22 protein-coding genes and 1 pseudogene are annotated in these 21,996 nt (G+C 60.4%); 15 read left to right on the forward strand and 8 right to left on the reverse strand.

Going from position 1 to position 21,996, the window contains the following annotated elements; all coding sequences use genetic code 11:
* The first annotated feature begins 95 nt into the window (after nt 1-95).
* Entirely contained in the window at nt 96-1,721 is a 1,626-nt protein-coding gene (locus tag QZ571_RS00495; RefSeq protein WP_295530022.1) for a long-chain fatty acid--CoA ligase, read from the forward strand.
* A gap of 30 nt (nt 1,722-1,751) precedes the next feature.
* On the opposite strand, the pseudogene QZ571_RS00500 reads toward QZ571_RS00495, so the two are convergent.
* From QZ571_RS00500 to glpD, 4 genes and pseudogenes are all read right to left on the reverse strand, one after another.
* Nucleotides 1,752-1,853: pseudogene (locus QZ571_RS00500) on the reverse strand (iron-containing alcohol dehydrogenase); the annotation flags it as partial.
* Nucleotides 1,854-1,882: 29 nt separating this feature from the next.
* Nucleotides 1,883-3,370 carry a glycerol kinase GlpK gene (glpK, locus tag QZ571_RS00505; RefSeq protein ID WP_295530025.1) on the reverse strand — a complete coding sequence of 496 codons (1,488 nt, stop codon included), beginning with the start codon at nt 3,368-3,370 and terminating at the stop codon, nt 1,883-1,885.
* A gap of 104 nt (nt 3,371-3,474) precedes the next feature.
* Nucleotides 3,475-3,618 carry a hypothetical protein gene (locus tag QZ571_RS00510; protein WP_295530028.1) on the reverse strand — a complete coding sequence of 48 codons (144 nt, stop codon included), beginning with the start codon at nt 3,616-3,618 and terminating at the stop codon, nt 3,475-3,477.
* Nucleotides 3,619-3,645: 27 nt separating this feature from the next.
* Nucleotides 3,646-5,235: a glycerol-3-phosphate dehydrogenase gene (gene glpD, locus QZ571_RS00515; RefSeq protein WP_295530031.1), complete on the reverse strand. Its 1,590-nt coding sequence runs from the start codon at nt 5,233-5,235 to the stop codon at nt 3,646-3,648.
* A 192-nt stretch (nt 5,236-5,427) separates the two neighbouring features.
* Between glpD and QZ571_RS00520 the strand changes: the two genes are divergently transcribed.
* Nucleotides 5,428-6,186, forward strand: a complete 759-nt coding sequence (locus QZ571_RS00520) for a DeoR/GlpR family DNA-binding transcription regulator (RefSeq protein ID WP_295530035.1) — start codon at nt 5,428-5,430, stop codon at nt 6,184-6,186.
* A gap of 73 nt (nt 6,187-6,259) precedes the next feature.
* On the forward strand, nt 6,260-7,027 hold the full coding sequence (truA, locus tag QZ571_RS00525; protein WP_295530038.1) for a tRNA pseudouridine(38-40) synthase TruA: 768 nt from the start codon (nt 6,260-6,262) through the stop codon (nt 7,025-7,027).
* A 7-nt stretch (nt 7,028-7,034) separates the two neighbouring features.
* On the opposite strand, the gene QZ571_RS00530 is transcribed toward truA, so the two are convergent.
* The 3 genes from QZ571_RS00530 to QZ571_RS00540 all read right to left on the reverse strand — a co-directional run bounded on the left by QZ571_RS00530 (nt 7,035) and on the right by QZ571_RS00540 (nt 10,583).
* Nucleotides 7,035-8,966 carry a nucleoside-diphosphate sugar epimerase/dehydratase gene (locus tag QZ571_RS00530; protein WP_295530041.1) on the reverse strand — a complete coding sequence of 644 codons (1,932 nt, stop codon included), beginning with the start codon at nt 8,964-8,966 and terminating at the stop codon, nt 7,035-7,037.
* A gap of 121 nt (nt 8,967-9,087) precedes the next feature.
* Nucleotides 9,088-9,705, reverse strand: coding sequence for a sugar transferase (locus tag QZ571_RS00535; RefSeq protein ID WP_295530044.1), 618 nt, complete (start codon nt 9,703-9,705; stop codon nt 9,088-9,090).
* Entirely contained in the window at nt 9,702-10,583 is an 882-nt protein-coding gene (locus QZ571_RS00540) for an NAD(P)-dependent oxidoreductase (RefSeq protein WP_295530047.1), read from the reverse strand. The genes QZ571_RS00535 and QZ571_RS00540 overlap by 4 nt, the downstream gene beginning before the upstream one ends.
* 204 nt (nt 10,584-10,787) lie before the next feature.
* Between QZ571_RS00540 and QZ571_RS00545 the strand changes: the two genes are divergently transcribed.
* From QZ571_RS00545 to QZ571_RS00600, 12 genes are all read left to right on the forward strand, one after another.
* Nucleotides 10,788-11,654: a branched-chain amino acid aminotransferase gene (locus QZ571_RS00545; RefSeq protein WP_295530050.1), complete on the forward strand. Its 867-nt coding sequence runs from the start codon at nt 10,788-10,790 to the stop codon at nt 11,652-11,654.
* A 65-nt stretch (nt 11,655-11,719) separates the two neighbouring features.
* On the forward strand, nt 11,720-12,175 hold the full coding sequence (locus QZ571_RS00550; protein ID WP_295530054.1) for a universal stress protein: 456 nt from the start codon (nt 11,720-11,722) through the stop codon (nt 12,173-12,175).
* Between the two features lie 70 nt (nt 12,176-12,245).
* Nucleotides 12,246-12,806 carry a NifU family protein gene (locus QZ571_RS00555; protein WP_295530058.1) on the forward strand — a complete coding sequence of 187 codons (561 nt, stop codon included), beginning with the start codon at nt 12,246-12,248 and terminating at the stop codon, nt 12,804-12,806.
* The gene (gene tsaB / locus QZ571_RS00560; RefSeq protein ID WP_295530061.1) at nt 12,799-13,452 is read left to right on the forward strand and encodes a tRNA (adenosine(37)-N6)-threonylcarbamoyltransferase complex dimerization subunit type 1 TsaB; all 654 of its coding nucleotides are present in this window, start codon (nt 12,799-12,801) and stop codon (nt 13,450-13,452) included. The genes QZ571_RS00555 and tsaB overlap by 8 nt, the downstream gene beginning before the upstream one ends.
* On the forward strand, nt 13,452-13,877 hold the full coding sequence (rimI, locus tag QZ571_RS00565; protein WP_295530064.1) for a ribosomal protein S18-alanine N-acetyltransferase: 426 nt from the start codon (nt 13,452-13,454) through the stop codon (nt 13,875-13,877). Before tsaB ends, rimI begins: the two co-directional genes overlap by 1 nt.
* Nucleotides 13,878-14,030: 153 nt before the next feature.
* A complete protein-coding gene (locus QZ571_RS00570) occupies nt 14,031-15,020 on the forward strand; it encodes a BMP family ABC transporter substrate-binding protein (protein WP_295530068.1) in 990 nt (329 codons plus the stop codon).
* A complete protein-coding gene (locus QZ571_RS00575) occupies nt 15,020-16,618 on the forward strand; it encodes an ABC transporter ATP-binding protein (RefSeq protein ID WP_295530071.1) in 1,599 nt (532 codons plus the stop codon). Before QZ571_RS00570 ends, QZ571_RS00575 begins: the two co-directional genes overlap by 1 nt.
* Nucleotides 16,618-17,715 (forward strand): ABC transporter permease, encoded by a 1,098-nt coding sequence (locus tag QZ571_RS00580; protein WP_295530074.1) that lies wholly within the window; start codon nt 16,618-16,620, stop codon nt 17,713-17,715. The genes QZ571_RS00575 and QZ571_RS00580 overlap by 1 nt, the downstream gene beginning before the upstream one ends.
* Before the next feature lie 3 nt (nt 17,716-17,718).
* The gene (locus QZ571_RS00585) at nt 17,719-18,684 is read left to right on the forward strand and encodes an ABC transporter permease (RefSeq protein ID WP_295530077.1); all 966 of its coding nucleotides are present in this window, start codon (nt 17,719-17,721) and stop codon (nt 18,682-18,684) included.
* A complete protein-coding gene (locus tag QZ571_RS00590; protein ID WP_295530079.1) occupies nt 18,668-19,468 on the forward strand; it encodes a purine-nucleoside phosphorylase in 801 nt (266 codons plus the stop codon). Before QZ571_RS00585 ends, QZ571_RS00590 begins: the two co-directional genes overlap by 17 nt.
* A gap of 77 nt (nt 19,469-19,545) precedes the next feature.
* Nucleotides 19,546-20,463, forward strand: a complete 918-nt coding sequence (locus QZ571_RS00595) for a sulfite exporter TauE/SafE family protein (RefSeq protein WP_295530081.1) — start codon at nt 19,546-19,548, stop codon at nt 20,461-20,463.
* Nucleotides 20,463-21,272, forward strand: coding sequence for a TIGR02186 family protein (locus QZ571_RS00600; RefSeq protein WP_366929930.1), 810 nt, complete (start codon nt 20,463-20,465; stop codon nt 21,270-21,272). Before QZ571_RS00595 ends, QZ571_RS00600 begins: the two co-directional genes overlap by 1 nt.
* On the opposite strand, the gene QZ571_RS00605 is transcribed toward QZ571_RS00600, so the two are convergent.
* Nucleotides 21,269-21,985, reverse strand: coding sequence for an SDR family oxidoreductase (locus tag QZ571_RS00605; protein WP_295530083.1), 717 nt, complete (start codon nt 21,983-21,985; stop codon nt 21,269-21,271). The two genes, QZ571_RS00600 and QZ571_RS00605, sit on opposite strands and share 4 nt — an antisense overlap.
* Between the last annotated feature and the right edge of the window lie 11 nt (nt 21,986-21,996).

The raw sequence follows: 21,996 nt of genomic DNA on the forward strand, positions 1-21,996 counted from the left end.
TGCACAGCATCTTAGAAGAGTCTTCCCAAGCGTCGCTAGGACGATCACTCTGGGCGTGGGAACGCAATCGGCTTGCTGCCGAGCGGGAGGATACAATGAATTCAATGATGCATATGCCACTTTTAATCAGTGCGCTGGCCACGCATGCCGAGCGCTATCACGCCGATGCCGAGGTGATCTCGGTCGATATAGCAGGCGAGATCAGGCGCTCGAACTGGGGAACGGTGATGGGCCATGCGCGCCAGTTGGCCTCGGCGCTGGAACGGCGCGGGCTGACGCTGGGGGATCGCTGTGCGACCTTGGCATGGAATAACCGCCGCCATCTGGAGATTTACTTTGGCGTGTCGGGCGCGGGGCTGGTGTGTCACACGCTCAACCCGCGGCTGTCGCCCCAGCAAATGACCTATATCATCAATGATGCCAAGGATCGCGTGCTGTTCGTTGATCGCACCTTCCTGCCCCTCGTCGTGGCGCTGCGCGATCAGCTGACATTGTTGAAGTCCATCGTTCTGATGGGGCCGCATGACGCAGAAGCAGCCAGCCAGATCGACGGCCTGCTATTTTATGACGACCTGATCGCAGAGGGCGATGCCGATTATATCTGGCCCGAGTTCGATGAAACCACGCCTTCGTCGCTGTGCTACACTTCGGGAACGACCGGCAACCCAAAAGGCGTTCTTTATACCCATCGTTCGACCGTGCTGCACAGCTTGGGTGGCAACCAACCCGATACGCTTGGTATCAGCGCCAGTGACACGGTGATGCCCGTGGTGCCGATGTTTCACGTCAACGCATGGGGCGTTCCCTATGTCGCGGCGATGACGGGGTGCAAACTGGTGCTGCCGGGGCCAAAGCTTGATGGCGAGAGCCTCGCGCGCCTGATCGACGCCGAAGAGGTCAGCCTTGCGCTTGGCGTGCCCACGATCTGGATGGGGCTACTGACCGGGCTGGAGGCGACGGGATCAAAGGCCAAAAGCCTTAAGCGCACGGTGGTCGGCGGCGCGGCGCTACCCCCCTCTATGATCAGCGCGTTCCGCGACCTTTACGGGGTCGAACTGATCCACGCTTGGGGCATGACCGAAACCAGCCCGCTTGGGTCAGTCAATCAACTGCTGCGCAAACATAGCCAGCTGGATGAGCACGCGCGCGAGGAAATCCGCTTTGGCCAAGGCCGCCCGCCCTTCGGGGTTGAGTTGCGCCTTGTTGACGAACAAGGCCATGTGCTGCCCAACGATGGCAAAACCCAAGGCGAGCTGCAGATCCGCGGCCATTGGATCGTCGAGCAGTATTTCGGCCAAGATGAAAGCGCGCTGACGGTCGATGGCTGGTTTGACACCGGCGACATCGCCACGCTTGACCCCAATGGCTATGTGGGGATCCGTGATCGCTCCAAAGATATCATCAAATCGGGCGGCGAGTGGATTTCAACGGTCGAGTTAGAGAACATCGCAATCGCCCATCCCGGCGTGGCCAATGCTGCCGCGATCGCTGCGCGTCATGAAAAATGGACCGAGCGCCCAGTGCTGATCGTGCAGCGCGCGATCCGATCTCAGGTATCCGAGGCGGAGATTCTGGCGATCTATGCGGGCAAGATTCCCAGCTGGCAGGTGCCCGACAAGGTGATTTTCATCGAAACCCTGCCCCTTGGCAGCACGGGCAAGGTGCTCAAGACCAAATTGCGCGAAGAATTTGGCGATGTGTTGATGGGGCAGCCTTCGTAAATGCGCGCCCCATTGCGCGTCAGATCACGCCCGCAAGCTGACCTTGCGGGCGTGATCTGACATCATGATGAGCGCGTTCTTGGTAGCCTCGGCGCCGGTGCTAGTGGTGGTTGGGATCGCCACGAATGCCAGCGATCGTCACCCAAGGGACGCCCGTCTTATCAAATCGCGGCAATGGTGGCTTTGACCGCCTTTTGCCAGCGCGCATAACGGGCTTCGCGCACGTGTTCTGGCATTTGCGGGGTGAAGGTGCGCTCAAGGGCCCAGGACTTGGCGAAAGCCTCTTGATCGGGGTAGATCCCGGCTTTGTGGCCCGCAAGCCAAGCCGCCCCAAGCGCGGTGGTTTCCAACACTTCGGGGCGATCTACGGGCGCGCCCAGAATGTCGGCGAGAAACTGCATCGCCCAATCCGACGCCGTCATGCCGCCATCGACGCGCAGCGTCGGTGGCGCGTCATCGGCCCAATCTGCCTGCATAGCGGCCAACAGATCGCGGGTCTGAAACCCGACCGATTCCAGCGCGGCGCGGGCAAATTCGGCAGGCCCGGAATTGCGCGTCAGGCCGAAAACTGCACCACGCGACTCTGCCTCCCAATAGGGTGCGCCAAGGCCGGTGAAGGCGGGCACGATGATCAGTTCTTGATTGGGGTCCGCGCTTTCGGCGAGCGTCTGGGTCTGACTGGCCGCCTCGATGATATGCAAACCATCGCGCAGCCATTGCACCACCGCACCGGCCACAAAAATCGAGCCCTCCAGCGCATAGGTCACCTTGCCGTCCAGCTGATAGGCAATTGTGCTAAGCAAGCGATGCTCAGAGCGCACCATCTGATCGCCCGTATTCAGAAGCGCGAAACACCCCGTGCCATAGGTCGATTTCAACATGCCCGGCTTGAAACACGCCTGACCGACGCAAGCTGCCTGCTGATCGCCCGCCACACCGAGGATCGCAATCTCAGCGCCCAGCAGATCGCTTTGCGCCATCCCGAAATCGGCGGCGCAATCGCGCACTTCGGGCAGCATATCCATGGGCACGTCAAGGCGGTCGCAAATCGTGCGTGACCAACGCCCCTTGGCAATATCATACAGCATCGTACGCGCCGCATTGGTCGCATCGGTCAGATGCGCCTTGCCACCCGTCAGCTTCCAGATCAACCAACTGTCGATCGTGCCAAAAGCCAGCTTGCCCGCCTGCGCACGCGCGCGAGCCCCGTCGACGTTCTCCAAAATCCAGCGCAGTTTCGTGGCCGAGAAATACGGATCTATCAGCAACCCTGTGCGCGAGGTGATCGTTTCTTCAAACCCTGCCTCGCGCAGCTCACGGCAATAGTCAGCGGTGCGCCGGTCCTGCCAAACAATCGCATTGTGCACCGGCTCCCCGGTATCGCGGTCCCATACAACGGTCGTTTCGCGCTGATTGGTGATGCCGATGCCCGCGATATCAGAGGGCGCGATGCCAGCGCGGTCAATCGCTTCACGCGCGGTCGCAAGAACAGAGTCCAAGATTTCATTGGCATCATGTTCGACCCAACCCGAGCGGGGGAAATGCTGCGCAAACTCTTGTTGCGCAGAGGTGACCGGGCGCAGATCACCGTCAAACAGGATCGCGCGCGTCGAAGTGGTTCCCTGATCGATCGCTAAAATATGGGTCATGGTTCGGGGTCCGCAGTTTGGGGAATAGGGATGGGGCGAGTATGGATTGCCAGTGCCACATCGCAAGGCGCAAAAGGGGCCGAGGCACTCCCCGGCCCGCTATCTTATCGGGCGGAATTACGCATCCAGCTTTTGACCAGCGCGTCATGGCTCACCGTCACCGTGACATTCTGCAAGACCATATCCAGCGGATGAATTTGCCTGCGCCCATCAACCGAATTGGACACCGATTTGAGTTCTAGCGTCATAGTTCCTCCCTTTGATCGCGCCCTCTCCTAAGCGGCGACCAATGTGCTGACATGGTGCAGCACGAATTCCTCCAATGTCGCGACCTGCTCTGGGCTCAGACGCAATCCGAGTTTGGTACGCCGCCAGATCACATCCTCAGCCGAACGCGCCCATTCCTTTTCGATCAGCCAGATCACCTCAGCTTCGCTAAGCGTCGCACCGAAATCGCGCCCCAAATCGGCGGCGGATTTCGCCGTCCCCAAAATCTCGCGCGATTCCAGCCCGTAATGGCGCATCATCCGCTGTGCCCAGGCCTCGCCCAGAAACGGATAATCGCGCGCCAGATCGGCGGTGATCTGTGCGGTGTCTTGCGGCTTGAACGCGCCTCCGGGCAGCGATACGCCAGCCGTCCAAGCCCCTTTGAGACCGGGGAAGAAGGGGGCGATCTTTTCCAGCGCATGTTCGGACAACCGCCGATAGGTCGTGATCTTGCCGCCAAACACATTGAGCACCGGCGCACCGCCCGCATCATTGAGCGAGAGCACATAATCACGCGTTGCCGCCGTGGCCGAGCTGGCCCCGTCATCATAAAGCGGACGCACGCCGGAATAGGTCCACACGATATCGTCGCGCGTCACCGGCTTGGCGAAATAGTTCGAGGCGAAGGCACACAGATAGTCTTGCTCTTCGGGCGTGCATTGCGCCTTAGAGGGGGCGCCCTCATGTTCCTTGTCGGTAGTGCCGATCAGGGTGAAATCCTGCTCATAGGGGATCGCGAAGATGATCCGCCCGTCCTCGCCCTGAAAGAAATAGCACTTGTCGTGATCATACAGCTTTCGCGTCACGATATGGCTGCCGCGCACCAACCGGATGCCCTCGGTCGAGTCGATCCCGATCGTGCCGCGCAGCACCTGATCGACCCAAGGCCCACCGGCATTGACCAGCACTTTGGCGTAGTGATCGGCGCGCCCCTTGGGCCCCTCGGTCACGATGTGCCACAGCCCGTCTTCGCGGCTTGCCGAGATCACCTTGGTGCGCACCATGATCTGTGCGCCGCGCGCCTCGGCGTCGCGCGCATTCAAAACGACCAGCCGCGCATCCTGCACCCAGCCATCGGAATATTCATAGGCCTTGTGAAATTTCGGGTTCAGCGGCTTGCCCGCCGGGTCTTGCGTCAAATCCAGCGTCGCAGTGCCGGGCAGCAATTTGCGCTTGCCCAGATGGTCATACATGAACAACCCCAGCCGGATCAGCCATGCCGGGCGGCGGCCTTTCATCCATGGCATCACGAAGGACAAAAGCTTTGAGGTCGGCGTCTCGGTCTCAAAGCGCATGTCGCGGTGATAGGGCAGCACAAAGCGCATCGGCCACGAGATATGGGGCATTGCCGACAGCAGCACCTCGCGTTCCTTCAGCGCCTCACGCACCAGACGGAATTCGAAATACTCCAGATAGCGCAACCCACCGTGAAACAGCTTGGTCGAAGCGGAAGACGTCGCTTGCGCCAGATCGCCCTGCTCGGCCAGCGCGACCGACAGGCCACGCCCAGCTGCATCGCGCGCGATTCCGCACCCGTTTACCCCACCGCCGATCACGAATAGATCTTTCGGCACATGGTGTTGATCGTCTAAAGGCACCGACGCCCCTCCCTCACAAGTTGCGACCAAGGAAGAACATATCATGAGCATAAGTCAACTTTATATTTTCGTTTTTATTCGAAATTGATATAAACGAACAAAAGCGCGCCAAATCCGAAAGCTCCAATATGTGGAGAAAGCTGTTTCGTGACAAGATTCTAGCGCTGTGGCACCTGTAACGGAGGGGGACTTATGGCACTTAATGTTCGACAGAAACAAATTCTAGAGATCGCGCGCAATGCTGGCAGCGTGGCGGTCGAAGACCTTGCCGATCAGTTCACGGTGTCCCTGCAGACGATTCGACGCGACCTGTCGGACCTTGCCGAAGCGGGCCATATGGACCGGGTGCATGGCGGCGCGGTTTTGCGCACAGGGGTCAGCAACTTTGCCTATGACGAGCGGCGGCGAATGAATGAGGGGGCGAAGTCTGCGATCGCCAAAGCCTGCGCGCGCGCAATCCCGGACAATTGCTCGATCATCCTCAATCTTGGGACCACAACCGAAGCCGTGGCGCGCGAATTGCTGGGGCATCGCAACATCACGGTGGTCACGAACAACATCAACGTGGCCAATATCCTGCTGGCCAATGACAGTTGTGACATCATGGTGGCCGGTGGCAGCTTGCGTCGCCTTGATGGTGGTCTGGTGGGCGATCTGACGGCGGATTTCATCAACCAGTTCAAGGTGGATTACGCAGTGATCGGCACATCGGCCTTGGATGAAGATGGTGATCTGCTGGATTACGACCTTGCCGAGGTGCGGGTGAGTCGGATGATCCTGCGCCGTGCACGCAAGGTGTTTCTGGTGACCGATGCATCGAAACTCGCGCGCTCTGCCCCGGTGCGGCTGGCTTCGCTCAGCGATATCGACACGCTTTTTATCGACGCGCCCCTGCCCGAAGCGTTGCGCCAACGCTGCGCCGACTGGGAGACCAACGTCCAAATCGTGTGACGCGGGCGGTCTTGGTGCGACGGCGCGCGGAAAGGGATTGCAGCCACAGGGGGCGTCGCGCTATGGGCAGATTATGCCCAGATACGCGTTTCAAATTGAATATGATGGCGGCCCATTTGCCGGCTGGCAACGTCAGGTCAACCAGTCTTCAGTGCAAGGCTCGGTGGAGGCAGCGTTGGCGCGCCTCGAACCGGGTCCGCATTCGGTTATAGCTGCCGGGCGCACGGATGCGGGCGTTCATGCCAGCGCGCAGGTCGCCCATGTTGATCTTGCAAAAGACTGGGATGCGTTTCGCCTGTCGGAGGCGCTCAACTACCATCTGCGTCCTCACCCGATTTCAATTCTCGCCTGCGAACGCGTCAGCGAGGATTTCCACGCCCGCTTTTCCGCGATTGAGCGGCGCTATGCGTTTCGGCTGGCCTACCGCCGCGCCCCACTGACCTATGAGCGCGGGCAGGTCTGGCGCATTCGCAAGCCGCTTGATCTTGAAGCGATGCGCGCGGGCGCGGCCTATCTGATCGGGTGGCACGACTTTACCACGTTCCGCTCAACTTACTGCCAAGCGAAATCGCCCGAGAAAACCCTCGACGAGATCACTATCGAGGCGCATGAAATCGCCAGAGGGATGGAATATCGCTTTCATCTGCGGGCGCGCTCGTTCTTGCACAATCAGGTGCGCTCGATCGTGGGCACGCTGGAACGCGTTGGGGCGGGATCTTGGGCGCCAGAGCGGGTGAAAGAGGCGCTTGATGCGCGCGACCGGGCAGCCTGCGGACCGGTCTGCCCGCCGCATGGGCTCTATCTGGCAGGTGTTGGCTACCGCGACGATCCCTTCGCCTAGGCCCGCCTTATTCGCCGGGGCGATTGGCCGGGCGGTTCACAGCGCTGCGTTCTTGGACGACGCTCATCTGAAGGCTTTCTGCGGCGTGGCTTTGCGGCATATATTCGGGGATCGCGCGCGCCAGCGTGGCCAGCATCTCGGCGGGGTCATTGCGCTCGATCGCATCGCGCAAATCGCGCAGCATCGCGGCGGTTTGCAACTCTGACAACCGATCCTCGCGCACGCGGATAATCTTGGGATGCGAGGTGCTGCCCGCACCTTTGCGCACCATCAATTCCTCATACAGCTTTTCACCCGGGCGCAGTCCCGTCGTGACGATTTCAATATCGCCATCAGGATTGGCCCGATCACGCACCTGAAAGCCGCGCCCCTCGATCATCCGCCGCGCCAGATCGCGGATCAGCATGGGCTTGCCCATGTCCAACACATAGACCTCGCCACCATCCGCGAAGCTTCCCGCCAGCAAGACCAGTCGCGCCGCCTCTTGGATGGTCATGAAATAACGCGTCACCCGCAGATCGGTCAGCGTCACTGGCCCGCCCCGGAGAATCTGCTCTTCGAACAAGGGCACCACAGAGCCCGAAGACCCCAAGACATTGCCAAAGCGCACGATGGAAAAGATCGTTCCCTCGGGCCGGTCTGCCAGATCCTGCACAACCAGTTCGGAGAGGCGCTTTGAGGCGCCCATCACCGAGCCCGGTCGCACCGCCTTATCCGAAGAGACCAGTACGAAACGCGCCACACCCGCCTCGCGGGCAGCGCGCGCCAGAACCTGCGTTGAGAAGACGTTATTCTGAAGCCCCGCGCGCATATTTTCCTCGACCAAGGGAACATGCTTATAGGCTGCGGCATGCATCACCACATCGACACCATTCTGCGCGAATAGGCTTGCCACCAGAACCGGATCAGCCGCCGAACCAAGCACGGGCACGATCCGCGTACCAAACGGCTCGGCAAGCAGGCGCAATTCTTGATTTGCGGCGTAAAGTGCAAGTTCAGACAGTTCGAGCAAGATCAGTTGCGCCGGACGACAGGCAATGACCTGACGGCACAATTCCAGACCGATCGAGCCACCCGCACCCGACACCAGCACCGTGCTGCCTGCGTAGGCAATGTAGCTAGAACTGAGCGTTTCAAACAGATCATCACGCCCCAGAAGCTGGCCTGATTTAACCGGCTCAAGGCGCGAAGCAAGCGTGCTGTCATCAATCAGCTGTGCAAAGGCGGGCAGCGTTTCCGTTGTGATCCCAAGCGCCTCAAACTGACGTGGCAGTGCCGTCTTGCGATCCGCGGGCAGGTCTGGATCTGCAAGAATGACACGGTTGATATTGTAAAGCACACGCAGTTCTTCCGCCTTGAAAACGGGATAAACCGTCAAGCCGTTCACATGCGAGCCGCGCAGCGCCGGGCTGTCATCAATAAAGCCATAGACCATCACGTCAGGACGATCCATCATCTCGCGAGACAGTTTGATCCCGGAAAATCCCGCACCATAAATGATGACGCGCGTCACAATCCGCGAGCGGCGATACAGCATCGTCAAAAGCTGCAGCATGCCCCGGCGCAGCACGATATAGCTGAGAAAATACAGCATCCCAAATAAGGTCGGCGCTATGGGCCTGAGACGTTGAGACGAAACCACCTCCAACAGCCCCGACACCAGCGTCAGACCGATGGACATGATCAAGGCGCGTGTTATTGCCTCAGCATCGAAATGTTTGAGCTGCACGCGATGCAAACCAAGCATCATCGACAGACCACCTGCTACGATCATTAAGATAGGCAGATATCTGGGACCCAACTCAAAGATCGTGCGGTTATACTCAAGAAGCAAAAGCGCGGACATCAAGCCGACAATTGGCACCAACGCCACATCAACCGCCAAAAGGAAGAGATCCTTTTGTTTGCGCGTGAGACCCATGAACCGTTTAAGCAACATCTATGAAAATTCCCGCCATAGTTGTAACGCGCATCAGCGATGCACGCTATTGGCAAGCTCATAGCTATATCTACATCATTAACAGGTTCTTAATTTTGGAAGTTATGCACTGCGGCAAGTTTCAGCCGAAGACGCTTTTGAAGGTCCGCCAGATGAGCACGAGATCGAAACAAACCGACATATGCTTTTGATAGATCAGGTCCAGCTTGGCCTTGGCGGGAACACACCGTCGCGCATAGGCCGCATCGACCTCAGCTGCACTGGTGCACTGTCCGAGAATCCACGTTTCATGTTCATTAAAACAAAGTGATGCGAGCCCGGTGACCCCTGGCGGCGTCTTGAGTACCTCTGCATAGATATCGGGGAAACGTTCGACATATTCGCGCAAGGGTGGGCGGGGTCCGACAAAGCTGATGTCACCGCGATAGATGTTCCAGAACTGCGGCAATTCATCTGCCCGCAGCTTGCGCATGATCCCGCCCATCCGGGTAATTCGTTGCTGCTTATGCCCGCCAGACACCCCCGAATCACCCGCAACGACCTCCATCGTGCGAAATTTCAGCAGGCGAAAACTTTGAGTCGGGGTCTTCATCCGCTCGGCGGCGTAAAAATAGGGCCGCTTTTCGAATAGGATCACCGTGATCAGCGTGAACAGGAACAATCCCGCGACCAATGGCGTCAGCGCCACTGCCAGCGCCAGATCAAAGAGGCGTTTTGCCAGACGCTGCGTGCGTGTCATGCCATCTCCTGCCGTATGCGTTTCATATCTTCGACCAGATCGGCAGCGTCACCATCTGCGCGCCCCACAAGACCCAAACGCACCGCCTGCGTCACGTCCAGTTCGACGCGCGCTATTGCGGCCTCGGGTGCTGGGATCGGCTGCCATCGCTCCCCGGCCGCAGTCAGCAAATCATCCATCCCAACCACACCGGGGAGCGCTAGATTGAGCCGCTTCGGGAGGCGCGCGCGATCGGCAACGGCCAAGCGAACCAGCCGCGCTACCGCAGCCGCCAGCGCACCGGGCCCGATATAGCTGCGCTGCGGCGCGCGGCCATCGGCAAAAACATGCAGGCGGCGGCCCTCAGCGGGCGCAGCGGCGCCGAGCAGCGCATCCGCCCCCGCCACATTCCCAATGCGCAGCGCACAGCCATGCGCCATCCCGGCCAGCACCGCCTCCATATCGCATTTCGAGCGGCCATAGGCATTGAGAGGCGCGCAAGGCGTGTCTTCGGTCAGTGGCCCGGCCCCGCGCCCATAGACCGCAGCGGACGATGCCGCGATCAACGGCACCCCCGCCATTTGCGCCGCGTCGCGCGCAGCCTTGGCCAATGCAGCATTGACGGCCAAAGCCTCGGGGGGGCCGTTGATCACCCCGGCCAGCAGCAAAACCGCATCGGCCTGAGCGCAGGCGCGCGCCAACGACTCGGGCGCGTCGAGAATGTCAAACACCGGCCCGTCCAGACCTGCCGCGCGTCGCGCCTGCCATATCGGCACAATGCCCGCTGCATCAGGCGTTGCGCGCCAAGCCGCGCGCAGCATCGCTCCCAATCGCCCGGTGCCGCCCAAAATCAGCAACTGCGGCAGATCGGCGCGCGGAGCTTTGGCATCAACGGGCATAGGGAAAATCCATACTGATATTCATTTCAAACCAGTATCATCTTGCTGTTACGTTAAGATCAAGCACTCTCACCGCCCATGCGCCACGCTATTTCACTGACGCAAAGGTGAGCGCATTTTCCCTCTCGTTTGGCACCGATACAATCGCATCTCTGGACAGCGTCGGCGCGGGGTGGTTTTCTCCGCCGACTTCAGGAGGGTCCCATGGCATTCGGCACGAATATTCGCACTTGGTTCGAAGGTAGCTGGCACGAGGGCGATATCCCCGTCATGCGCGCCGCCGATCACGGACTTTGGCAAGGCAGTTCGATCTTTGACGGCGCACGACTGTTTGACGGGCTGGTGCCCGACCTTGATCTGCATTGCGCGCGCGCCAACCGCTCGGCCGAGGCGCTGATGGTCACGCCAACGATTGACCCCACCGAGATGGTCGAGATCGCCCGCGAAGGTCTGCGCAAATACGCCAAGGGGGCCGCCGTTTATGTGCGCCCGATGTACTGGGCGATTGCGGGGTCGGATCTGGGCGTTGCGCCGAAACTGGGGGAAACCCGCTTTGCGCTATGTCTGGAAGAGGTTGCGATGCCTGATCCTGACAAGGCCACGACACTGACCACCACGCAGTTTCGCCGCCCCGTTCTGGCCGATAACGTGTGCAACGCCAAGGCGGGCTGCCTGTATCCGAACAATGCGCGCATGTTGGTTGAGGCGCAGAGCAAAGGGTTTGGCAATGCGCTGGTGCAGGATTCCCACGGCAACGTCGCCGAAAGCGCCACGGCAAACGTCTTTATGGCGCGCGACGGTGAAGTGTTCACACCGATTGCGAATGGCACTTTCCTTGCCGGGATCACCCGCGCGCGCCACATCAAAAACCTGCGCGCTGCGGGATTTAGCGTGCATGAAACGGTGCTGACACTTGAGGATTTCCGCGCAGCAGATGAGGTGTTCTTGTCGGGCAATTTCGCCAAGGTCACGCCTGTCGCGGCCTTTGACGATACCCGCTACGAAATCGGTCCGGTGACCCGCGCCGCGCGCGAAACCTATTGGGATTGGGCGCTTGGCGCGCCGCTGTAAGCGCAGTTGCCAAAGCCGCCCACCCGCGCGATGATCGCCGCGCGATCCGCGAGCCCGGAGGAAAGATGCGTAAATTTCTGGTCGTTCTTGACGATACCCGCGAATGCCTCAACGCGATGCGCTTTGCGGCGATGCGCGCCTCCCATACCGGGGGCGGCGTGCTGATTCTGTCGGTGATCCCGCCCGAGGAATATCAGCATTGGATCGGTGTCGCCGAAATCATGCGCGATGAGGCACAGGAACGCATCGAGGCCCATTTTGAGGTCTTCGCGAAATGGATGCGTGATCGGCAGGGCGTGGACCCTGAATTGCTGATCCGCGAGGGGGATTCCACGACAGCGATCCTTGAAGTGATCCGCGAGCACCCTGAGGTCGGGGTACTTGTGCTGGGGGCCGGTACGGGGAAATCCGGGCCCGGCCCCTTGGTCACGCAGATGACAAAAGAGGCCGGCTCGCTGCCCTGCCCGCTCACCATCGTTCCCGGCGAGATGTCCAAAGAAAAGCTTGAACAGATCACCTGAGTTGACCCGCCGAATTCTTGACTATTTCACTCGGAAGGCGCATATGTGCCCCACGCCAAGGAGGCTCGCCATGTTTATTCAAACCGAAACCACCCCGAACCCCGCAACGCTGAAATTCCTGCCCGGTCAGACCGTGCTTGAGGCTGGAACTGCTGACTTCCCCACGGCCGAGGCGGCTGTGAAGTCTCCGCTGGCGGCGCGCATCTTTGCCGTGCCGGGCGTGACGGGCGTGTTCTTTGGGTCCGATTTCGTGACCGTGACAAAGGCAGAGGCGACGTCGTGGGATCACGCAAAACCCGCGATCCTTGGCGCGATCATGGAACATTTCCAATCTGGCGCCCCGGTGATTGAGGGCGAAGCTGCGCCTTCGGGTCATGCCGAGCATGACGGCGAAGACGGTGCCATCGTCGCCCAGATCAAAGAATTGCTCGACACGCGGGTGCGCCCTGCCGTTGCCCAGGATGGTGGCGACATCACCTTTCACGGGTTCGAACGCGGCGTGGTCTATCTGCATATGCAAGGGGCCTGTGCGGGCTGTCCGTCTTCGACGCTGACCCTGAAAATGGGCATCGAAAACCTGCTGCGCCACTACATCCCCGAAGTCACCGAGGTGCGCCCGGTCAATGCGTGACGCGCTGATCCTTGGCTTTGATACATCGGCCGCGCACTGCGCGGCCGCTTTGCTGAGTGGCGATCAATGCTTGGCCGCACGCCAGGAAGAGATGACCCGCGGACAAGCTGAACGCCTGATGCCGCTGCTCGAAGAACTGCTTGCCGAGGCTGGTGCAAGCTGGCGTGATCTGGCGCGCATTGGCGTGGGTATCGGGCCGGGGAATTTCACCGGCGTACGGATCGCGGTGTCTGCCGCGCGCGGTCTCGCGCTCAGCCTGAAAATCCCCGCTATCGGCGTATCAAGCCTTGAGGCCGCAGCCCATGCCAGCCAAGGCCCGGTTCTTGCCGCCATCACCGCGCCGCGCGCGCGGGGCTACTTTGAGGGCTATCGCATGGCCCGCACCATCGCCCTGCAAACACGCGAGATCGCCGATCTACCCGCCGATTGGGCAGAGCCGGGGCTGACCTGCATTGGCTCTGCCGCCGAAGACGCCGCGATGCAGCTTGGCGCCACCGTCCGCCCCGCCGCCTTCGCACCCGCCGAAGCCATCGCGCGCATCGCCGAAGAACGGGCGCTGGTGGCGGGTCTGCGCCCTGCGCCACTTTATCTTCAGCCCGCCGATGCCGCGCCGCCCTCTGATCCGCCGCCGGTGATTTTGGACTGATGACCCCTGCTGAACTCGCCCAGTTGCACGCGGCCTGCTTTACAACGCCGCGCCCTTGGTCGCAGGGCGAGTTTGACGATCTCCTGAAAACCTCTGGTGTCTTTCTGCTCAGCCAACCGGGAGGATTTCTGCTCGGCCGCGTGATTGCGGATGAGGCCGAATTGCTGACCCTCGCCGTCGCCCCCGAACAGCGCCGCAAAGGCATCGCGCGCGCCCTTGTCGCGGCCTTTCACATCACCGTGAAGTCGCGCGGCGCGCAAACCGCTTTTTTGGAGGTTGCCGCCGAAAATGCGGCTGCGCGCGCGCTCTATTTGGCAGCGGGCTGGACAGAATCGGGGCGGCGCAAAGCCTATTATCATGCACCCGATGGCCACCGAAGCGATGCGATCATCATGGTTTTGTCCGTTGATGGGGCGAACGGCTGACCAATCAATCAAATTTGCAGGCATCCCTTACGTCAGCGCCATTTTGACGCTTGACCCCCTTGGCAAGCTCTGCCCAAATTCAGTAGTCCGCGGGCCCATAAGAGGCGCGCCAACAGGCCTATCCAAAAAGGCCCTAATGACCGGGAGTATTTCATGACCTTTCTTAAACAGTTTCTTGGCGCCGCAGCCACGCTTGCGCTGAGCGCAGGTGCCGCGCTCGCCGAGCCTGCGATCATCTATGACCTTGGTGGCAAATACGACAAAAGCTTTAACGAAGCCGCGTACAATGGCGCAAAGCGTTGGGCGGACGAAACGGGCGGCAAATACAAGGAACTGGAAATGCAGTCCGAAGCCCAGCGCGAACAAGCGCTGCGCAAACTGGCTGAATCGGGAGCCAACCCGATCGTGATGACGGGCTTTGCCTTTGGTGACACGCTCAATCAAGTGGCGCCCGATTATCCCGATACCAAATTTGCGATCATCGACATGGTTGTCGATCAGCCCAATGTCGAATCGATCGTCTTCAAGGAAGAGCAAGGGTCGTACCTTGTCGGCCTGATGGCGGGCATGGCCTCGAAAACCGGCACTGTTGGTTTTGTCGGCGGCATGGACATTCCTTTGATCCGCAAATTCGCCTGTGGTTACGTGCAGGGCGTCAAGGCGGCGAACCCGGACGCCACGGTAATCCAGAACATGACCGGCACGACCCCGGCCGCGTGGAATGACCCGGTGAAGGGCGGCGAGATCGCCAAAGCCCAGATCAGCCAAGGCGCTGACGTGATCTATGCCGCCGCTGGCGGCACCGGGATTGGCGTGTTGCAAGCGGCGGCTGACGGGAAAATCCTGTCGATCGGCGTGGACAGCAACCAGAACTATCTGCACCCGGGTCAGGTTCTGACCTCAATGCTCAAGCGCGTCGACACGGCCGTTTACAACGTGTTCAAAAATGGCGGAGACATCAAACCGGGCATCAAGGTGATGGGCCTTGGCGATGACGGTGTGGGCGTGGCCCTTGATGACAACAACAAGGCGCTGGTGACCCCGGAGATGCTGAAAGCTGTGGATCAGGCCAAGGCCGATATCATCTCGGGCAAAGTTCAGGTCCATGACTACATGTCGGATGACAGCTGCCCGGTTAAGTGATGAGCGCAGCAAATAAACCAAAGGCGGGGCGGCAGGCAACTGCCGCCCTTGGCGCTAATAATGCAGCCACGCCCGCAAAAGTGCCCGCGATCGAGTTGAAAGGCATCTCGAAAGCCTTTGGCACGGTGCAGGCGAATAAAGACATCGCGATCCGGGTCATGCCCGGTACGATCCATGGCATCATCGGCGAAAACGGCGCGGGAAAATCCACGCTGATGTCGATCCTCTATGGGTTTTACAAGGCCGATAAGGGCGAGATCTGGATCAAGGGTCAGCGCACCCAGATCCCCGACAGCCAGGCCGCGATCAGCGCCGGCATCGGCATGGTCTTTCAGCATTTCAAACTGGTGCAGAACTTCACCGTTCTGGAAAACATCATCCTTGGGGCAGAGGAAGGCGCCTTGCTGCGCCCTTCGCTCGCCAAGGCCCGCAAAGAACTCAAACGGCTGGCCGAGGAATACGAGCTGAACGTCGATCCTGACGAGCTGATCGACGAGCTATCCGTTGGCCACCAGCAGCGCGTGGAAATTCTCAAGGCGCTCTATCGCCAAGCCGATATCTTGATCTTGGACGAGCCAACCGGCGTGCTGACCCCCGATGAGGCCGACCACCTGTTCCGTATCCTCGATTTCCTGCGCAAAGAGGGCAAAACGATCATCCTGATCACCCATAAGCTGCGCGAAATCATGGAGATCACCGACACGGTTTCGGTGATGCGGCGCGGCGAAATGACTGCGACCGTCACAACCTCGGAAACCTCGCCCGAGCAACTGGCGGAGCTGATGGTCGGGCGCAAAGTTTTGCTCAACGTGACCAAGACCAAGGCCAATCCCGGCGCCACGGTGCTGGAGGTCGAAGACCTGCGCGTGCGCGATGAGGATAAGGTTGAGCGGCTCAAGGGTATCAGCCTGAACATCCGCGCGGGCGAGATTCTGGGCATTGCGGGCGTGGCTGGAAACGGTCAGTCCGAATTGCTCAAAGTGCTGGGCGGCTTTGCCAATGGCACGGGCACGATCCGCATCAAAGGCGAAGAGATCGACCTGACCGGCAAGCATTCCGATGGTCAATCGCGGCGCGCGCGCGGCATTGCCCACGTTCCCGAGGACCGCCACCATCTGGGGCTGATCCTTGATTTCATGGCGTGGGAGAACATGATTTTCGGCTACCACACCGAGGCGGCCTATCAAAAGAATGCCCTTGTGATGGATAATGCCGGGATCATCGCGCATACCGCCTCGGCGATGGAGCGCTTTGACGTGCGCCCACCGATCCCGACCTTGCCTGCCAAAAGCTTCTCGGGCGGCAATCAGCAAAAGATCGTTCTGGCGCGCGAGATCGAGCGCGATCCGGTCTTGCTACTGGTTGGGCAACCGACGCGCGGCGTCGATATCGGCGCGATCGAGTTCATCCACAAACGCATCGTCGAGCTGCGCGATCAAGGCGCGGCGATCTTGCTGGTCTCGGTCGAGCTGGATGAAATCTTTGCGCTTTCGGACAGGATCGCCGTGATGTTTGACGGCCAGATCATGGGCGAGCGCCTGCCTGAAAACACTGATGAAAAAGAACTGGGACTGATGATGGCAGGGGTGGCGACGTAATGGAAAAGACCCCGAAATGGATTGACGTGGGGCTGATCCCCCTGCTCAACCTGCTGATTGCCTTTGTGATTTCCGGCATCGTCGTGCTGCTAATCGGGGAGAACCCGGTGCAGGCGATCAAAGTGATGGTGGATGGCGCTTTGGGCTCGCCCTATGGCTGGGGCTACACGCTGTTTTACGCCACCAACTTCATCTTCACCGGGCTGGCCGTGGCCGTCGCCTATCACGCCAGCCAGTTCAATATCGGCGGTGAGGGACAGGCGACACTCGGCGGTCTTGGCGTGGCGTTGGTCTGTCTGGCCTTCCCGTGGCCGCATTGGTCGATCGCGCTGCTTGCGGCGATGATCGGCGGCGCGGTGTTTGGCGCGGCTTGGGCGGCAATCCCGGCCTATCTGCAAGCGAAACGCGGCAGCCATATCGTGATCACCACGATCATGTTCAACTTCATCGGCGCGTCGCTGCTCAATTACATGCTGGTCAATGTGCTGCGCCCGCGCGGCTCGATGGACCCGGCAACCGCGCGTTTTGCCAATTCCACGCATTTGCCGACCTTCCATGATATGCCTCTGATCGGGCAGTTCTTTGGCAAATCGGTGCCGGCGAATATCTCGTTCTTCATCGCCGTGCTGGCGTGTTTCCTCGTCTGGGGGCTGATCTGGCGCACGAAGCTGGGCTACGCGATCCGTGCCTTTGGTCGCTCGGAATCCGCCGCGCGCTATGCCGGTATCTCGCCTGTGAAAATCGTGATGGCGGCGATGCTGATTTCGGGAGGGCTAGCGGGTCTGATGGCGATCAACAACGTCATGGGCACGGGTCACCGCCTTGTTTTGAATTCGGTCGAGGGCGCGGGTTTCATCGGCATCGCCGTGGCGCTGATGGGGCGCAATCACCCGTTTGGCGTGTTTCTGGCCGCGTTGCTGTTTGGCTTTCTCTATCAAGGCGGCGGCGAGTTGGCGCTGGAAACCACGATCCCGCGTGAGTTGATCACCGTGATCCAAGCGCTGGTGATCTTGTTCACAGGTGCCTTCGACAACATGCTGCGTGCGCCGATCGAAAGCTTTTTCGTCGCGCGTGCCAAAGCCAACAAGGAGGCGTAAGCGATGGATTTCGCAACCATTATCGAGCTACTCGATAGCGCGGTGCGTCTTGGCACACCGCTGTTGCTGGCCTGCCTTGCGGGGCTGTTTTCCGAGCGCGCGGGGATCTTCGACATCGGCCTTGAGGGCAAGATGCTGATGGCGGCGTTCTTTTCAGGCGCGGTGGCCGCGATGACCGGGTCGGCCTGGCTGGGTCTTTTGGCCGGGATCGGCGGCGCGATGAGCCTTGCGCTGATCCACGGCCTTGCCTCGATCACTTTCCGGGGCAATCAGTTGATCTCAGGTGTGGCTGTAAATTTCCTCGCTTCGGGCTTTACCGTTCTGATCGCGCAAAGCTGGTTTCAGCAGGGCGGGCGCACGCCACAGCTTTCAGGCAATGCCCGGTTTGAGCCGATCACCCTGCCCGGCGCCGATGCCGTCAAGGACGTGCCTGTGATCGGTCAGATCTATAGCAACCTGCTCTCGGGCCACACGATTTTGGTCTATGTCGCCTTTGCGATGGTGCCGCTGACATGGTGGGTGTTGTTTCGCACGCGCTTTGGCCTGCGCCTGCGCGCCGTCGGCGAGAACCCGGAATCTGTGGACACTGCAGGCGTGTCGGTGATCCGGCTGCGCTACACCGCAGTGGCAATCACCGGCGTTTTGTCGGGGCTTGCGGGGACGTATCTGGCGACCGGTCTGGCTGCAGGTTTCGTTAAGGAAATGACCGCCGGGCGGGGCTTTATTGCGCTGGCCGCGCTGATTTTCGCGAAATGGCGCCCGGTGCCCGCCCTTGGTGCTACGATGCTGTTTGGTCTGCTTGAAGCGATCTCGAACCGCTATCCCAACATTGATCTGGGCGTCGTGAACCTGCCGATCCAGTTCATGCAGGCGGTGCCTTATATCCTGACCGTTGTCATTCTTGCCGGCTTCATCGGCAAGGCCATCCCCCCCCGTGCCGGAGGCCAGCCCTATGTCAAAGAGCGTTGAGCTTGCCGATCTGATCCGTGCGCGCGCAGGCGATGCACCCCCGGTGCTGGGTCTGATCCTTGGCTCGGGGCTTGGCCATCTCGCCGAGGAAGTGGACGGCGTGGCCATTCCCTATTCCGACCTGCCGGGTTTCCCCCATGCAGGCGTGTCGGGCCACAATCCGAAACTGGTGATCGGCATGCTTGAGGGCGTGCGGGTCGCGGTGTTCGGGGGCCGCGTGCATTATTATGAGCATGGCAACCCAGCCGAGATGCGCTTGCCGCTCGAAATCCTGCGTGAACTGGGTTGCGAGCAGCTTTTGCTGACCAATGCCGCCGGGTCTTTGCGCGAAGATATCCGCCCCGGCGGGCTGATGATGCTGAGCGATCACATCAATTTCTCGGGCAATAACCCGTTGATCGGCGAACCCACGGATGCGCGTTTCGTACCGCTCACCGCGGCGCATGACCCAGATATTCGCGCGGGGCTGGCGCAAGCGGCCCAAGCCGAAGGAATTGATCTGCCCGAGGGCGTCTATTGCTGGTTCTCCGGCCCCTGTTTCGAAACCCCCGCTGAAATCCGCGCCGCCAAGATTTTCGGCGCGGATGCCGTGGGCATGTCGACTGTGCCCGAAGTGATCCTTGCGCGCTTCCTAGGTCTGCGCGTTGCCGCCGTGTCGGTGATCACGAATATGGGCGCGGGCATGGCGGATGAGCAGATCAGCCACGAACAGACCAAGGCCATCGCCCCGATGGGAGCGGCAAAGCTGGAACGGGTCTTGCGACGATATCTGCAACAGATTTGATCGCGCTCTCGGCCGGGGTTTGACTTGCCTCCCCGCCACGGGCAAACAAGAAGAACCCTCCCCTGCAGGTGCCTTGAATGCAAATCTACCTGCCCATCGCCGAAGTTTCGGTCAACATGTATACCCTGCTGGGCCTTGGCGGGATCGTCGGGCTGTTGTCGGGACTGTTCGGCGTGGGCGGCGGGTTCCTGATTACGCCCCTACTGTTCTTCATCGGCATCCCGCCTGCGGTGGCGGTGGCTACGGGGGCCAATCAGGTCGTGGCCTCTTCGGTTTCTGCGGTACTGGCCCAACTCAAGCGCAAGGCCGTCGATATCCCGATGGGGCTGGTGCTGTTGGTGGGCGGTATTCTTGGGTCGGCGGGCGGCATCTGGGTGTTCAATCTGCTGACCAAGCTGGGCCAAATCGATCTGGCGGTGCAGCTGTGTTACGTCGTCTTTCTCGGCTCGATCGGCTTGTTGATGCTGCAAGAGGCCGTGCGCACCATGCGGCGCCAGAAGAAAGGGGCCGGCGCGCGCAGAAAGCGCAATCAGCACACTTGGGTGCATAACCTACCCTTCAAGTTCAAGTTCCGCGCCTCGGGGCTGTATATTTCCGTAATCCCGCCCCTGATCGTGGGGGTTTTCGTGGGTATCCTTGCCGCCATCATGGGCGTGGGGGGCGGCTTTATCATGGTCCCCGCGATGATCTATCTGCTGAACATGCCCACCAAAGTGGTGATCGGAACCTCGCTGTTCCAGATCCTGTTCGTGTCGGCTTTTACGACGTTCATGCATGCCATCACCAACCAGACGGTCGATGTGATGCTGGCGCTTTTGCTGATCGTGGGGGGCGTGGTAGGGGCGCAGATCGGCTCGCGACTGGGCGCTCGGCTGAAGGCCGAACAACTGCGCATTCTGCTGGCCCTTCTGGTCATCTTGGTCGCTGTCAAATTGGGGACCGATCTGATCATCCGCCCGCATGACCTCTACTCGCTTGCAGTGGGGTCACACTGATGATGCGCGCCCTCACACGCCCCTTGCGCCTCGCGCTGCTGCTTGCACTGGTGCCGGTGTTCGCGCCCGCTCAAGAGGCGACACCGCAACCGGGCCAAGAACCCGCCGAACAAATCGTCGCCGGTCTGAGCCGTGACAATATCGGCATCACCACCTCCTTTGACGGCTCGCAAATTCTGATTTACGGCGCGATCAAACGCGAAGCCCCCGAGCCAGCCAATGACGGTTTGGCCGTGATCGTCACCCTCGAAGGTCCGCTTGGGCCTGTCACGATCCGGCGCAAGTCGCGTGAATTCGGGATCTGGGTGAATACGGCGGCTCTGGGTGTGGCCTCCGCACCCAGCTATTATGCAGTGGCGACTTCGGGTCCGCTCAAAGACATTCTCGACCCCAAGGTTGACGTCCAGCAGCGCATTTCGATTCCGCTGGCAATGCGCGCGTTTTCCGGCCCCGTTCAGGTCAAAGATACCAGACCTTTTACCGAGGCAATGGTGCGCATTCGCGAACGCCAGGGGCTGTATACACTTGAGACAGGCGGCGTGCGCTTGGTGGAAAACACCCTGTTTCGAGCCGATTTCGAACTGCCTGCGAACCTGACCGAAGGCGATTACAAAACCCGTATCTTCCTGCTGCGCAAAGGCAAGCTGGTCGATCAGTATCAATCCGCGATTGACGTGCGCAAAGTCGGTCTAGAGCGCTGGCTCTATGCGCTGGCCCATGAGCATGCCGCGATCTACGGCCTGCTCTCGCTTGCCCTTGCGGTGATCGCAGGCTGGGCGGCGGCAGCGGTGTTCCGCTTCGTGCGCTAACCGCGCCCGACAAAGGGCATCGCGCTGGCCATCACCGTCATGTTCAGCACATTGGCCTCAAGCGGCAGAGACGCCATATGCAACACCGAGCGCGCGACATTGGCCACATCCATCGTTGGCTCCGCCGTTTTCGTGGCGGCCTTGTCGATCCCCGCCAAAAGCCCGGTGCGCGCATTGCCAATATCAATCTGACCACAGGCAATGCGAAAATCCCGCCCATCCAACGCAAGCTGCTTGGTCATCCCGTTCACCGCATGTTTAGAAACCGTATAGGCCAGCGATTTCGCCCGCGGCACCTGGCTCGAAATCGAGCCGTTATTGATGATCCGCCCGCCTTGCGGATCTTGCCCCCGCATCTGCGCAAAAGCGGCGCGCGCACATAAAAACATCCCCGTCAGATTGACGTCGATACAGGCCTGCCAATCGAGCAGCGTCACTTCATCGGGTAAGGCGGCGGGCGGAAACATCCCGGCATTGTTGAACATCACATCAATGCGGCCAAACCGCGCCACGATCTGCGCAAACGCCTCCGAAACCGCACCCTCATCGCTCACATCACAGGCGATTGCCAAACCATCGCCCTTGGCTGCGATGTCGTGCAACACTTCCAACCGCCGCGCCAGACAGGCCACCTGCCAGCCCTGAGCCAAAGCCATTTCGGCGACCGCGCGACCGATCCCGGCGCTCGCCCCTGTCACCACCATCACGCCCATCGCACCCTCCC

The organism is uncultured Thioclava sp. (assembly GCF_913064665.1).
Classification (GTDB): Bacteria; Pseudomonadota; Alphaproteobacteria; order Rhodobacterales; family Rhodobacteraceae; genus Thioclava; species Thioclava arctica.